The following is a 13,995-nucleotide window of genomic DNA, read 5'->3' as shown; positions in this document are numbered from 1 at the left end:
CGATGCCAAAATCGGTTTTTCGGTTCCTGTCGCGGCAGCCGGAAGCGGTGGAGCTGGAGAACGACAGATATCTCCTGCGCCTGCCGCGCTATCAGGATTTCAACCAGTGGCACCGGCTGCGCGCCGAAAGCCGCAAGTTCCTGGAACCCTGGGAGCCGACCTGGCGGCGCGACGAGCTGACGGAGGGCGCCTACCGCGCCCGCGTCGTACGTGGCAAGCAGGAATATGCCTCGGGCCAGGCGGTACCGCTGTTCATTTTCCTGAAAGGCGACATGACGCTCGTCGGCGGCGTCACCATCGGCTACATCAGAAGGGGTGCGGCACAAAGCTGCATGATCGGCTACTGGATGGGCGAGCGCCATGCCGGCCAGGGACATATGTTCGCCGCCCTTCAATTGGTTATTCCTTACATCTTCGCCGGGCTTGAGTTGCACCGTATCGAAGCAGCCTGTATTCCAGATAACGCGCGCAGCATTCGTCTGCTTGAAAAAGCCGGGTTTCAACAGGAAGGCTATCTGCGCGGATATTTAAAGATCAACGGTCAGTGGCATGACCATGTGATGTTTTCACGTCTCGCCACCGATACGGATAAAGGCAGGAAAACCGACAGCCGATGACAAGAGACCGCATGCTGCCCAAGTCACCGTCCGGACGAGTGATCGCGGTGATCGCAGCCCTTTTCCTGGCGGCCTTCGCCTTCGCGGCGGGTGTTGCCCAGGCGGCCGAACCTGTAAAAATTTCCCGTGACGATACCGCACTCGATCTGACGGCGACGACCGAGATCTACGCCAACCAGGGCGAGGCCTTCCAGGTTTCGACGGCGGCCGGCGCCGACGGCATCCGCCGCCGCATCGAGGTCAGGGCAAGCTCGGAGAACCATCAGGGCGACTGGGCGGTGTTTGCGCTCGCCAACGTTTCGGAAGAACAGCTTGAGCGCGTCATCGTCGCGCCGCATTTCCGTCTGGTCAATTCCAAACTGTTCTGGCCGGATCTCGGCTCGCAGCGCATCAGCGCGATTACCCCGAGCGAAGGTTTTGCGCTCGATCGGCAGCCAAGCGACGAGGCCGACGTCTTTCGCATCACGCTGAACCCCGGCGCCGTCATCACCTTCGTCGCCGAACTGTCGACGCCGGAGCTGCCGCAGATCTATCTCTGGGAACCGGACGCCTACAAGGACACGATCAACGCCTTCACGCTCTATCGCGGTATCGTGCTCGGCATTGCCGGCCTGCTCGCCGTGTTCCTGACCATCCTCTTCGTCGTCAAGGGCACCTCGATGCTGCCGGCGACGGCGGCCCTTGCCTGGGCGGTGCTCGGCTATATCTGCGTCGACTTCGGTTTCCTCGGCAAGCTGATCAGCGTCGCTTCGGCCGATCAGCGAATATGGCGCGCCTGTGCGGAGGTGGCGCTGGCGTCGAGTTTCGTCATCTTCCTGTTCACTTATCTCAACCTCAACCGCTGGCATGCGCATCTCGGTTACGCGACACTTGCCTGGGTGCTTGGCCTTGCCCTGCTCTTTGGCGTGGCGATCTACGATCCGTCGATTGCCGCCGGCATCGCCAGGCTTTCCTTCGCGCTGACGGCGACGATGGGGCTGCTTTTGATCATCTATCTCGGCTTCAACCGCTATGACCGCGCCATCCTGCTGGTCCCGGCCTGGGCGCTGATCCTCGTCTGGCTGTTCGGGGCGTGGCTGACGGTCACCGGACGGCTCGACAACGACATCATCCAGCCCGCACTCGGCGGCGGCCTGGTGCTCATCGTGCTTCTGATCGGCTTCACCGTCATGCAGCACGCTTTTGCCGGCGGCGCCTTCCAGCAGGGGTTGTTTTCCGATCTCGAGCGGCAATCGCTGGCGCTGACCGGCTCCGGCGACATGGTGTGGGACTGGGACGTGGCGCGCGACCGCGTCGTCACCATTCCCGACGTCTCGATCAAGCTCGGCCTGTCGCCGGGCGCCATGCATGGCGCGGCGCGCAACTGGTTGCCGCGGCTGCATCCCGACGACCGCGACCGCTTCCGCGCCACGCTCGACGTGCTGCTCGAACATCGCCGCGGGCGGCTGAACCACGAGTTCCGCATCCGCGCCGAGGACGGGCATTTCCACTGGCTCTTGATCCGCGCCCGGCCGGTGCTCGGCTCGAACGGCGAAATCATCCGCTGCGTCGGCACGATCGTCGACGTGACCGAACAGAAGAATTCCATCGAGCGGCTGCTGCATGATGCGCTGCACGACAATCTGACCGGCCTGCCGAACCGGCAGGTCTTCCTCGACCGGCTGCAGTCGGTGCTGGCGCTGGCGCCGGGCGGCGACACGCTGCGCCCGACTGTCATGGTGATCGACATCGACCGCTACAAGCTGGTCAATGATTCGCTCGGCGTTGCCGCCGGCGACAACATCCTCATCGCACTGACGCGGCGCCTGCGCCGGCTGTTGAAACCGCAGGACACGCTGGCGCGGCTTGCCGGCGACCAGTTCGGCCTCATCCTGGTTTCCGAGCACAATCCGGCCAAGGTCGCCGATTTCGCCGATGCGATCAGCAAGGCGATCATGGTGCCGATCAACTTCGCCAATCGCGAGATCATCCTGACCGCCTCGGTCGGCCTCGCCTCCTGGGTCGACCGGCAGGAGAGCGCCACCGGCCTGCTCAGCGACGCCGAGCTTGCGATGTACCGGGCAAAACGGGCCGGCGGCAACCGTGTCGAACCGTTCCAGCCGGCCTTCCGCGACTTCGGCACCGACCGGCTGCAGCTCGAAACGGATCTGCGCCGCGCCATCGAACGCAAGGAATTGTCGATGGTCTACCAGCCGATCGCCCGGCTGGAGGATGTCGAGGTCGCCGGTTTCGAGGCATTGATGCGCTGGGAACATCCCAAGCGCGGCAATATCCCGCCGTCCGAATTCATCCCGATCGCCGAGGCCTCCGATCTTATCGGCCCGCTCGGCATGTTCGCGCTGGAACAGGCGACCAACGACCTGATGAGCTGGCAGCACCAGACCGGCGAACTGCCGATCTTCGTGTCGATCAACCTGTCGAGCGTGCAGCTGCTCAACAACGAGCTCTATGACGACGTGCGTTCGGTTCTCGCCAAGACGCATTGCCAGCCCTCGCGCCTCAAGCTCGAACTGACGGAATCCATGGTGATGGAAAATCCGGAACAGGCCCGGCTGGTGCTGCAGAAGCTGAAGGAAGCCGGCATCGGGCTGGCGCTCGACGATTTCGGCACCGGATATTCGTCGCTCGCCTATCTCACCCGCTTCCCCTTCGACATGATCAAGCTCGACAAGGCGCTGGTGCGCGACGGCAGCGACAAGAAGGCGACCGTGCTCCGGTCGGTGATATCAATGGCGCGCGAACTTGAGATGAAGGTGGTGGCGGAGGGGATCGAATCCAACGAGGATGCGATCGAACTCGCCAAGATGGGCTGCAACTACGGCCAGAGCTACCTTTTCGGCCCGCCGATCCCGTCGGAATCGGTGCTGCGGCTGCTGCGCGACCGCTTTCCGCTGACGAAACGGGCGTAAGCGGAGCGGCCGGTCTCGTCGGTTTCCTCGGTAGCAACCAAAGGCCGGCTTCAGCCCGAGGCGGACATCTGTTTGTTGTTGAGGGATGCGGGTACTTTGCGCCGTCTTGTTGGTCGTTAAGACACCGGGTTTCTCGTTCTGAGAGCTGCCGGTCGACTACGAAAGCGATAATGCCGCCTGTGAGTCGTTCAGGCGACTCGCGTTCCCGCAATAATCGAGTGCCTCCCATCCCATTCTCATTACTTTCAGAGCGTCAGGTGAGTTGAGCGAGGATATCGTCGACGACACTTGGGACAGTACCCGTCGTGTCGATATTGATGCCGATGGGAAGATATTCCCGGGTATGATGATAGCGGAGCACCAGCGTCCGCTCGGCCGGCTCGAAGCCCGGCTCATTTGGCCGCCCATCCAATCGTCGGTTTAAAGTCTCAACGTCTATGTCGAGCACGAAAACCTTATCGAAAAGGTCGAGGAATTTGTGGAAATTGCGCGAGCCGCCACAGAAGAAAGTGGCAGGATGGGTGGTGTCGGCAGCAATAGCGCTGACCTTGTCGACACGCCAGATCCAGTGGGCGTATCCCCAAATGATGCGGTCCGCGCCTTCGGGTGGTCGTGCGAGTGCCTGGCCCGTCTCGGGGTCGCCGACATAGGCCAAGACCCGGTCACCATGGACGACATGGTAGCCCCGCCGCTCCAGTTCGGTAGCGACAGACGTTTTCCCAGTGCCGGAACCGCCTTCGATCAAATAGTTCTTGATTCCCATAGGCGCCGCTTATCATGGACTTCGATCTGGTGAAAAGACACTCTCCCTAAGCACGCGTCGCCAAAGAAATGGCAGCCCCTCTCACTGCTCACGTATGTTTTCCGAGCGGCCAATCCTTGGCCGACCAGATCCTCTTAGATCATACCAAGATCGACAACACTTCAGGTACCCGGGGGGTGGATATTGAGGATGCACTGGAACTAGAGCCTTTCCGGCTGGGTGACGGGTCTTCGTTGCTGGGCTGTATCCGTCAGAACCACTCGCCTTCGATGGTTCAAGCCCTCATCCGGGGGGTTTTGGCAAACACACTAAGACCGAGCCATTCCTGCATGTCGCGCGCGAGGACCCTGTCCCCTTCAAGTTTCAGCGTTTCTGCATCGGTTTCCTGACGTATGGTCGTGAGGCCCATCCAAATTGCGGTCATCGAACGGAGCGACCCTTCAACGAGAAGGTCTACATCATAGCCCGGATCGAAGTTGCAGAGATCGACTTTTCCGTTTTCGACCACAAGCCACCAGCTCTTTTGCGCGGCCGAAAGTTCCGGGTACAGAAACTGTATCGTACAACGGCGGGTCGGAAGTCTTCTTGTATCGAGGCTCCGCCGCATGTCCCACATGAGCAGAGAAGGGTCGAGATTCTTCAAGGAAAGTCGCGATTCCATCCACCGTTGAGCCCAATTTCCGAGACCTATAATCAGAGGTCTCAATTCTTCGCCCGCTGCCGTGAGTTGGTAATCGGCAATGCCGTTCGCACTCCTTGTCACCGTGATGACGCCCGATTGTTCCAGTTCTTTCAGGCGTTTTGACAGGAGTGCCGGAGACATTTTCGGTAGACCGCGACGCAACTCATTAAAGCGCGTCGATCCGCAAAGGAATTCGCGGACGACCAAGGTCGTCCACCGCGAGCAGAGGATTTCCGACGCCATTGATACTGGACAGAATTGCCCGTAGCCGTCACGCTCTACCATAAGGACCTCCACCGGTCTGGATCAGGCACAATATTGTAAAACAACCGGTCCGCCAAATGCTCCTTGCCCAGCCATACGGGGGCGGCGTTCAGTACAGTTCGTGTACTAGCCGCAATTGTGAAACGAGCGCAGAGTCTCAATCCTCACGAGATAGGAGGCATTGATATGCTCGGGCTTACAGAACCAAAACAGAACCTTGCCGGCGGTCGGACCATTGTCGAACTAACCAATTCGGTCCTGCCCACCATCGCGCAACGCGCCGCATCGATCGACGAGAGCGACACCTTCGTCGGCGAGAATTACGCGCTTCTAAAGGAATCTGGACTCGTGCGGGCAGGCGTTCCAATCGAATTGGGCGGGCTGGGCGCGGAAGTGCCCGAACTTTCTGAGATGCTCAAATCCATTGCTCGTGCATGTGGGTCCACTGCGCTTGCCTTTTCCATGCATACCCATCAAGTCGCCATCCCCGCCTGGCGCTGGCGGCATCAAAAGGTGGCCGCGGTGGAGCCGCTCCTGAGACGTGTTGCATCGGAGCAAATCATATTGCTCTCGAGCGGCGGATCGGACTGGATCGGCGGATCGGGCAAGGCCATGAAAGTTGATGGCGGATACCGGATCACCGCGCGTAAACGCTTCACTTCCGGCGCGGCGGCAGGAAACATCCTGATGACCGGTGCTGTTTATGAAGAACCGGATGGCGCGGGCTCCGTCATCCATTTCGGCGTTCCGATGGCATCGCCAGAGGTTTCGATAGAGGATACGTGGCGAACACTCGGAATGAGGGGAACCGGGTCAAACGATGTCATCATCGAAAACCTCTTCGTGCCGGATGCCAGTGTCGCATTTTCCAGAAGCGCGGGGCAATGGCATCCAGTATTTCAAGTCATCGGCACGATCGCGTTTCCTCTGATCTACGCGGTCTATCTTGGCGTCGCCGAGAGCGCCCGCGACATCGCAGTCAAGATGGTCCGTAGCAAGGCCAACAACGATCATGTGATCGGGTTGGTCGGGCGCATGGAAACGTCTCTGAGGGCCGCACAGATCGCGCATCGCTGGATGTTAGAGGTAGTTGCTCGAAACGAACCGTCCGCGGAAACCGTCAACGAGGTTATGATCGGCCGTTCCTTGGTCGCACGGCACGCTATCGAGGTGACGGAGCTTGCAATGGAGGTCGCAGGCGGCGCGGCATTCTATCGAGAGAACGGGCTGGAGCGCTGCTTCCGTGACATACAGGGCGCTCGCTATCATCCGATGCAGCCCGGAGCCCAGGCGCAATACGCGGGTTCATTCGCGCTCGGACTTCCCACCGAGAAGATTTTCTAGCGCCTGGCGCAACGACGAACTCCGCGGAATCATAGGCTAGGTGGTTAGTTTGACGTCCAGAATTCGAATGGACGAGCCCCGCCAGCAGGGACGACAGAGCAACCTCTTGTGCGTTTTGGGCCGATATGCGACCGACCACGGCAGCAATGCGCCCCCATGTCGGCCACAGAGGGGATCTTTGCCTTCGCCCAGAAGCCGACATTGCGGTGATCACCTAGAGTTCATAGTCGCGCCACAACCGGCCACTTCCGCAAGTTCTGTGTGCGTCACGCCCGACTCGCCCGAACGCTCAGCCACCGATCATGGGGCTTTCCGACGCACCGACGTACCTCGCTAACGATCCAGCCGGCGTCTGTGAGTGCGGACCGCAGGGCAGACTCGCGCCAGTACGTCTCGACGTAGCGCCGAGGCGCTGCAGCACTGCCGTGTGTGGACACATCCTCGCCTTCGCCCTCTCTAACCGAGGCGTGCAATCGGCCACCGGTCCGGGTCGCCTCGGCAAGCCGTCCAAGCACCGTGCCGAAATCCTCGCGCGCGACATGAATCAGGCAGGCACAGGCCCAGATCCCGTCGTATGGCGTGCCGGGACGCTGCGGGTCGGCCAAGTCTTCGGTCAGCGGGTCCAACAGGTCGGCCTCGAAGCCATTTTCGCGAAGCAGTTCGACGAAACCCTTTGAAATATCGGTGCGCCGGACGCTAATTCCCCGCTTCTCCAGCTCAAGTGCATCTCGCCCACCACCGCTTCCGATTTCCAGCACCCTGCCCGAGCCGCCCAGTTCGGTCACGAACGTATCGATCTCTGTCGCGACCCATTCGGGCATCGCCGCGGCCTCCGCAGCGTACTCCGCCGCGACCGTATCATAGGACCGCACGGTATCCAGGTCGGTGCTCATCCTAGCGCTCCTCCTTCAAGACAAGAGGCCTGATGAGCGAGAGGCCCATCAGCCCGTTGCGCCGTTCACACTTCGGCAGTTGGTGACATCGCGGGCGATTTGCTTCCGAGCTTTAGCAGAAATGCGGTCAGAGACACCACAGACCGAGCCAATGCTGCCGGGCGGCAATGCGCCTTCATTTTGGTCACTCACACCACCCGCGCGAGCTACTGGAAGCCGTCGGTCTGCTTCGCCAGCGGTCGCGCCCGGAAAGCGCCAGACCAAGACATGTTGGAGGACGCTTGGCAGACTGAATTTCGCGGGGCTTTACCAAGGCGCTGGTATCCGGTTTCGTCTCCATATCAACATCCGATGTCAATTTCCGATCGTTTACGCGACATTCGATAGCTTCACGCCTTCAACGCTGCGATCAGCATGTCGACAAACACGGAAACTTTGGGCGGCCGAAATCGCCCGGCGGGATAGACCGTGTAAACGCCGCCGGATGGGAGTTGCCATTCAGGCAGGACTGGAATGAGGTCTCCCGCCAATATGCCGGCGGTCGCGAGAAAATCGGGCAGAACCGACAGACCTGCGCCTTGTCGGACCGCCTCCATGACCGCTGGCGTGGTATTGATCGCGATGTCCGCTTTAAAACGGACGCTCCTGGCGTCTCCATCGCTGCGAGTGAACGTCCATATAAGCGGCTCTCTCAAAGCGTTGTTGGCCACGAAGGGTAGAGGCGTGCAGTCAATCGGCTCGCTCATTGCCGCTATCTCCGCGGCAAAGGCTTGCGATCCCACCAAGAGTTGGCGGAACGATCCGATTCGTCGTGCCTGCATGCTGGAATCAGCCAGCCAGCCGACGCGGATGGCAAGGTCCATGTTGTCGGCAACCAGATCAACCATCTTGTCGCTGAGGTTCAGTTCCACCTTGCAATCATTATAGCGTCGGCGGAAGGCGGCGACCAAGGGCACGACAACCGAGGTACCGTAGTCGTAGGGGGCGGTGATCCTCAGAAGGCCCTTGGGTTCCGTCCTGCGCTGAGCCAACTCTCCCAGGGCATCCTCTGCGTCGCGCAGGATCGAGACGCATCGGGCGTGAAACAACAGCCCGGCTTCGGTCGCCTGCACCCGCCGCGTCGTGCGCATCAGCAATGTGGTGCCGACCTCCTGTTCAAGCCTTGCGACCTGCTGGCTGACAACCGCCTTGGTGATGCCCAAATATTCCGCAGCTCTCGTGAACGATCCCGCGTCAACGACGGCCGCGAAATAAGCCAGCCGATTGAGATTGGTCGCTTCCTGCATAGTATTCTCCGATTTTATTGTCAGCCTCTAGCATACATTCTGTCATTTTTCTCGATCTTCTCGTTCCAATCGGCTCATGTCATCTATGGCTCAAGAAGGAGCCGACATGACTGGCAAGACCCACATCACCTATCTCTTCGATCCCCTTTGCGGCTGGTGTTATGGCGCATCGCCGCTGCTCGCACAGCTCGCCGCGGCACCTGATCTGACAGTGTCGCTCGCCCCGACCGGTCTGTTTTCCGACTCCGGGGCCAGGGCGATGGACGAACAGTTCGCCGCCTTCGCTTGGTCAAACGACCAGCGCATTGGGAGCCTCACGGGGCAGCGGTTTAGCGATGTCTACCGGAGCCAGGTTCTGGCAAAAGGCGGCATGCTGGATTCTGGTCCGGCCACGCTGGCACTAACTGCCGTTGCCCTGACGGCGGGGCAGCACGAACTCGATGCGCTCCGGTTCATCCAGGAGGCGCGCTATGTTTCGGGCCGCGATGTCACGGACATGTCCGAACTGCAGAGCGTGCTGGTCAGTGTTGGACTTGATGCGGCAGCCTCCCGCCTCGCTTCTCCCGATTCCGACCTGCTGGCCGCCAATCGCGCGCGCATGGCCTCGGCGCGCGCCCTGACGCGTGAGTTCGCAGTCGATGGCGTACCGGGATTGATCGTGGATGACGGCGCGGACCGGACTTTGCTCAAGGCGCAGGACCTATTCAGCGGCGGCGATCTCCTCGCCAGGCTGTCCAACACAGGCGCTTCACCTGCACGTCTCGGTCGCAATAGCCATCCGATGAAAGGATAACCCGATGATGATCAAGCGCACGACCTATACAGCACTGGCTGTCTTCATGCTCGCGGCAGCATCGGCGACGCCCGGTTTCGCCCAGAGTGTGCCACCCTACGGCGCGCCGATCAGCATCGAGCGCGCCAAGCAGGTCGCCGCGGCCGCCCTCGCGGAAATGCGCAAGAAAGGCTTTGAGATGACGGTCGCCATCGTCGATTCCGGCAGTAACCTCGTCTATCTCGAACGCTCCAATCAGGCGGGTATCGGCACGATCGACGCCGCGCTCGGTAAGGCGAAGGCCGCAAACGGTATCAAGACGCCGACCAAGGCGATCGAGGATGTGATCCTTCATAACAACCAGAGCAATCTGCTTGCCGTGCCGGGAGCTTTTCCGGTCGAAGGCGGAGTGCCTCTCGTCGCCGATGGCCAGGTAATCGGTGCGATCGGCGTCAGTGGCGGCATGCCCGCAGATGATGGCGCAATCGCCAATACCGGCGCGAAGGCGCTCTAGCCCGACCGCCGATCCACATTGATATGACGCATGAATGAACCAAGACAGGACACCAGGACCATGTTCACCAGGAGAACCATCATGAAAACCACTCTCGCCGCTGGCGTGACCGCCGTACTTGCACCCGCAGGCCTCGGCCACGCAGCAGGAAGCCTCACTTGGAAGCATTTCCCTGCAGGGCAGAATGGCTTCTTCCGCGCGCCCGTTCTGGTTTCCAGCGCGAACGAAGCTGTGCTGATCGATGGCGGCTTCACGCTGCCCGATGGAAAGGCGCTCGCCGACGCCATCAAGGCGACGGGCAAAAAGCTGACCACGATTTACATCAGCCAGTCCGATCCGGACTATTACTTCAGCCTCGGCCCGATCAAGGTAGCTTTCCCCGATGCCAAGGTGATCGCTGCCTCGGCGACAGTCGATGCGATCAAGGCGAGCGTCGAAAAGAAGCTGGCCGTCTGGGGGCCGCAGCTCAAGGAAAACGGTCCCCAGACTCTGGCTGACATCGTCATGCCGGAAACCTTTGACGGAAAGAGGCTGACTGTTGATGGCGAGACCATCGAGATTGTCGATGCGGAAGGCATGGCCAATCGTCGCTACCTCTTCGTTCCATCGCTGAATGCCGTGTTCGGCGGCGTGATGATCTTCAACGGCGTCCACGTCTGGACGGCAGATACCAACAGCGCGGAACTGCGCGCCGCCTGGGTTGCCAATCTCGAAAAGCTCGCGGCGCGCAAGCCGGCCGTCGTCGTGGCCGGACACATGACGTCCGACGCCAAGACCGACCTCGCGGGTGTGGAACATACCATCGCCTACCTGAAGGCCTTCGAGGAAGAACTGGCCAAGGCCAAGGACTCCGCATCGCTGAAGGCCGCCATGGAAGGCCGTTTCCCCAACCTCGGCATGGGTGTTGCGCTCGATATTGGCTCCAAGGTCGCGACCGGCGAAATGAAGTGGGGCTGATCGCCATGAGCGCTAATCTTCATCCGGGCCACCTATGAGGGCTCATCGGAAGACAATGGCCGCAATCTACTTGCGGCCTTGGCACCTGATGCGACGTGGACGGAAGCCGAAGGTTTCCCCTACGCTGGTACCGTTGTCGGCCACTTGTTGAGGTCTTGAAGTCAGCTATCTCAAGCCGGAAAATATCCGGAACGTTGAGGAGCACGCATGACGAAGCATCGCATCTATTCAGTCAGCGTCGCCAGCGTCTATCCCCACTATCTCGCCAAGGCAGAGAAGAAGGGGCGCACGAAGGCAGAGGTCGATGAAATCATCTTTTGGCTGACGGGGCATAGCCAGCAGAGCCTGGACGATCAATTGGCGGAGAAGACCAACTTCGAGGATTTCTTTGCGCAAGCGCCTCGGATGAATCCCTCTCGATCGTTGATTACAGGCGTGATCTGCGGCGTCCGCGTTGAAGATATCCAGGAAACGACGATGCGGGAAATCCGCTATCTGGACAAATTGATCGACGAACTCGCCAAGGGGAAAGCGATGGAGAAAATCCTGCGGAAATAGCCAGTCAGGTTTGCATGAGCTCACCCAAGGCACGGGCGCAGAATCCGGCACCGCCTCGTCCAGGAATGACGAATGTTCATTGTCGCGGGGCAAGGCCATCGAGCAGGAAGTCGAGGCCCTTCCTGAAAGCGCCGTCCCAATCATTGTCCAGCAGCAGACGAGAGCGCTCGATCGTCGGGTAGTCTTGGCTGAGACCTGTCAGGCGCTGTTGCGCGGCGGTCCTGTCGTCGTCCGAGAGGTCGAAGTTCGCCCGGGTGGTGGTCGCGCCGATCACAAAATTCCAGAGCGACCAGATCGCGACGTTCAAATCAGCATCGGCGACACCGGCTCCGGACAAGGTCTTGCTCAGCAGTTCCAGGCGGCCGAGGATGTTCGGGCCGAGCGCCCGGCGTGGCAGCAGCGATGCCGACCAGGGATGGCGCAGCATGCTGGCGCGCCAGTCTTCGAGCATATGAACGACGTCGCCGCGCCAGTCTCGGGACGCATCGACCTCAGGCGGGCCGCGATATTCGAGCACCGAATCGAGCGCCAGATCGAAGACCTTTTCCTTGTTGTCGACGTGCCAATAGAGACTCATCGCGCCCGCGCCGAGGCGATCGGCCAGCCGACGCATCTTCAATCCGTCGATGCCCTCGGCGTCCAGCAGTTCCACCGCGGTCGCCACGATCCGTTCCAGCGAGAGAGGCGGTTCATTGCGCGGCTCCTGCCCGGACTGGGGTGACTCACCTGTCCGCCCGGACCCTTTGCTCTCAGCGCCGCTGCGTTTGGCTGCCATTCGTCTCCCTTTACTCATCAGATGTCGATCTAAGCCGACAATGCTGGGAATGTCGATCCTGACCGATTGACTCGTACGTCGTACGATGCAATTTAATCGTACCACGTACGAGTCAATTCTATAGCGACAAAGTTCCATCCTGCAGGCCGCGAGGATCCGTTGCTCGCAGTCCTGAGAAGCCGAGAGAAAATCGTGTCAATCAAACATCTCATTATCGGAGGACTCATCATCATGACCATCAGCGTTCCCACTGCGGCGCCAGCCAATGAGGACGATCTCAAGCTTGATATCGTCAATCCAAAAAACCTCTACGACCCCTCGCCGAATGGCTACAGCACGGCGGTGATCGTGCCCCGCCAAGGCCGGCTGGCCTACATCTCCGGACAGGGCGGCCAGGACAGCACGGGAGCCTTGTCGCCCGATTTCGCCGTCCAGGTGAAGCAGGCCTATGCGAATTTGCGCACCGCCCTCGATGCGCTCGGCGCCAGGCCGGATCAGGTCGCCAAGCTCACGGTCTTCGTGGTCGATCACGATATGTCCAAGCTCGAGGTGCTGACCAAGAACGTCAAGGACATGTTCGGCGCGTCGCTGCCGGCGCAGACGTTGATTCCCGTTCCCAAGCTGGCCATCGATCCCATGCTCTTCGAGGTCGAAGCCACCGTCGTTCTGGAATAGCGGCGGCGCCGGATCTACACAATTTCGGATTTTCCCGGTGGCGCGCCAACATCTGCTTGGCGTGCCACCTGCGCTTTTGTGGGTGGCCATTGACCAATCGCCTGCGATGTGCGCCACTCATTCCTTGTACAAGGAAAATCCCATGCTCAAGTTTCTGCTCGCCCTCTCGATGGGTGTTTTTTGCGTATCGCCGCTTCAGGCCGGCGACGTCACTCCCGTTACCAAGAGCTGCCAGCCGGGGGCAAAACAGGCGCAATGCGAGCGATGGGTCACAGATATTAAGAAAGCCGTCGAGCTGGCGTATAAAGGCGATCACGGGGCGCAGGCGACCGTTGCCTTCTGCCTGTCCACAGGTTGCCATGGTGCCGTCGCCATCGACAAGGTCGCCTCCTGCAGCTGGCATCTCGTCATCGCCAATTCCGGTACTACAACAGTGCTTGACAGTTCGAACACCAGGATCACCTGCCGGCCGATGACGGCGGCTGAGAAAGACGAAGCCCGCGCGCTGGCGAGCGATCTCGTCCAGAAGATCTACAAGCGGCCTCTGGCTAAGACCGACCAGATGTAATCGGTTGGGGTGCCGGCTCGCGGCGCAACGCCTGCGTGAAAATAAATCTCATTGCTCTCCCGGCTTTCGCCGCTATTGTCCTCTCAAAGAAAATCGGGAGGACCACGGATGATCCTGCACTGCGTATTCCTGCGGCTGAAAACCGCGGTGACGACCGACGACAAGCAGTCGCTGTTTGCGGCAATCGTCGCCCTGAAACAGGTCATTCCCGGCATATTGGACATCAAATACGGGCCGAATGTTTCGCCCGAGGGACTGCATGGCGGCTTCGTCGACGGGTTTGCCGTGACCTTTGAAAGCGCCGAGGCCCGCGACGCTTATCTCATCCATCCCGAACATGTGGCTGTTGGCGAGCGCATCGTCTCGTCGACGGATGGAGGCCTTGCCGGCATCCTGGTCTTCGACCTCAATTTGTAAA

The 13,995-nt window shown here is 60.4% G+C and carries 15 protein-coding genes; 10 read left to right on the top strand and 5 right to left on the bottom strand.

Annotated elements, in window-relative coordinates; translation table 11 throughout:
- Window positions 1-2: 2 nt before the first annotated feature.
- Window positions 3-617: a GNAT family N-acetyltransferase gene (locus BS629_RS04160; protein ID WP_018245151.1), complete on the top strand. Its 615-nt coding sequence runs from the start codon at window positions 3-5 to the stop codon at window positions 615-617.
- Window positions 614-3,526 carry a sensor domain-containing phosphodiesterase gene (locus BS629_RS04155; RefSeq protein WP_018245150.1) on the top strand — a complete coding sequence of 971 codons (2,913 nt, stop codon included), beginning with the start codon at window positions 614-616 and terminating at the stop codon, window positions 3,524-3,526. The genes BS629_RS04160 and BS629_RS04155 overlap by 4 nt, the downstream gene beginning before the upstream one ends.
- A 253-nt stretch (window positions 3,527-3,779) precedes the next feature.
- Here BS629_RS04155 and BS629_RS04150 read toward each other — a convergent pair whose 3' ends face one another.
- On the bottom strand, window positions 3,780-4,289 hold the full coding sequence (locus BS629_RS04150) for a DEAD/DEAH box helicase family protein (protein ID WP_018245149.1): 510 nt from the start codon (window positions 4,287-4,289) through the stop codon (window positions 3,780-3,782).
- A gap of 274 nt (window positions 4,290-4,563) precedes the next feature.
- Window positions 4,564-5,256 (bottom strand): winged helix-turn-helix transcriptional regulator, encoded by a 693-nt coding sequence (locus BS629_RS04145; RefSeq protein WP_018245148.1) that lies wholly within the window; start codon window positions 5,254-5,256, stop codon window positions 4,564-4,566.
- Window positions 5,257-5,421: 165 nt separating this feature from the next.
- Here BS629_RS04145 and BS629_RS04140 point away from each other — a divergent pair, with 165 nt between their 5' ends.
- Window positions 5,422-6,579 carry an acyl-CoA dehydrogenase family protein gene (locus BS629_RS04140; protein ID WP_018245147.1) on the top strand — a complete coding sequence of 386 codons (1,158 nt, stop codon included), beginning with the start codon at window positions 5,422-5,424 and terminating at the stop codon, window positions 6,577-6,579.
- A 266-nt stretch (window positions 6,580-6,845) separates the two neighbouring features.
- On the opposite strand, the gene BS629_RS04135 is transcribed toward BS629_RS04140, so the two are convergent.
- Together BS629_RS04135 and BS629_RS04130 are read right to left on the bottom strand one after the other, a co-directional pair.
- Complete coding sequence (locus BS629_RS04135) at window positions 6,846-7,472, bottom strand: class I SAM-dependent methyltransferase (RefSeq protein WP_018245146.1); 627 nt, start codon at window positions 7,470-7,472, stop codon at window positions 6,846-6,848.
- Window positions 7,473-7,861: 389 nt separating this feature from the next.
- Window positions 7,862-8,758 carry a LysR family transcriptional regulator gene (locus tag BS629_RS04130; RefSeq protein WP_018245145.1) on the bottom strand — a complete coding sequence of 299 codons (897 nt, stop codon included), beginning with the start codon at window positions 8,756-8,758 and terminating at the stop codon, window positions 7,862-7,864.
- Window positions 8,759-8,864: 106 nt separating this feature from the next.
- Here BS629_RS04130 and BS629_RS04125 point away from each other — a divergent pair, with 106 nt between their 5' ends.
- The 4 genes from BS629_RS04125 (at window position 8,865) to BS629_RS04105 (ending at window position 11,559) form a co-directional block, all read left to right on the top strand.
- The gene (locus BS629_RS04125) at window positions 8,865-9,551 is read left to right on the top strand and encodes a DsbA family protein (protein ID WP_018245144.1); all 687 of its coding nucleotides are present in this window, start codon (window positions 8,865-8,867) and stop codon (window positions 9,549-9,551) included.
- Between the two features lie 4 nt (window positions 9,552-9,555).
- Window positions 9,556-10,044, top strand: a complete 489-nt coding sequence (locus tag BS629_RS04120; RefSeq protein WP_018245143.1) for a GlcG/HbpS family heme-binding protein — start codon at window positions 9,556-9,558, stop codon at window positions 10,042-10,044.
- A 60-nt stretch (window positions 10,045-10,104) separates the two neighbouring features.
- The gene (locus tag BS629_RS04115) at window positions 10,105-11,001 is read left to right on the top strand and encodes an MBL fold metallo-hydrolase (protein ID WP_018245142.1); all 897 of its coding nucleotides are present in this window, start codon (window positions 10,105-10,107) and stop codon (window positions 10,999-11,001) included.
- 207 nt (window positions 11,002-11,208) lie between these two features.
- A complete protein-coding gene (locus BS629_RS04105) occupies window positions 11,209-11,559 on the top strand; it encodes a DUF2200 domain-containing protein (RefSeq protein WP_018245141.1) in 351 nt (116 codons plus the stop codon).
- Between the two features lie 76 nt (window positions 11,560-11,635).
- Here BS629_RS04105 and BS629_RS04100 read toward each other — a convergent pair whose 3' ends face one another.
- Window positions 11,636-12,334 carry a TetR/AcrR family transcriptional regulator gene (locus tag BS629_RS04100; protein ID WP_018245140.1) on the bottom strand — a complete coding sequence of 233 codons (699 nt, stop codon included), beginning with the start codon at window positions 12,332-12,334 and terminating at the stop codon, window positions 11,636-11,638.
- Window positions 12,335-12,565: 231 nt separating this feature from the next.
- Between BS629_RS04100 and BS629_RS04095 the strand changes: the two genes are divergently transcribed.
- The 3 genes from BS629_RS04095 to BS629_RS04085 all read left to right on the top strand — a co-directional run bounded on the left by BS629_RS04095 (window position 12,566) and on the right by BS629_RS04085 (window position 13,994).
- Entirely contained in the window at window positions 12,566-13,009 is a 444-nt protein-coding gene (locus BS629_RS04095) for a RidA family protein (protein WP_050566337.1), read from the top strand.
- A gap of 142 nt (window positions 13,010-13,151) precedes the next feature.
- Entirely contained in the window at window positions 13,152-13,577 is a 426-nt protein-coding gene (locus BS629_RS04090; RefSeq protein ID WP_018449254.1) for a hypothetical protein, read from the top strand.
- A 108-nt stretch (window positions 13,578-13,685) separates the two neighbouring features.
- Window positions 13,686-13,994, top strand: a complete 309-nt coding sequence (locus BS629_RS04085) for a Dabb family protein (protein WP_018245137.1) — start codon at window positions 13,686-13,688, stop codon at window positions 13,992-13,994.
- The last annotated feature ends 1 nt before the right edge of the window (window position 13,995 follow it).

This window comes from Rhizobium leguminosarum bv. viciae USDA 2370 (assembly GCF_002008365.1).
Lineage (GTDB): Bacteria > Pseudomonadota > Alphaproteobacteria > Rhizobiales > Rhizobiaceae > Rhizobium > Rhizobium leguminosarum.
This window is presented reverse-complemented; position numbering and strand designations above follow the sequence as displayed.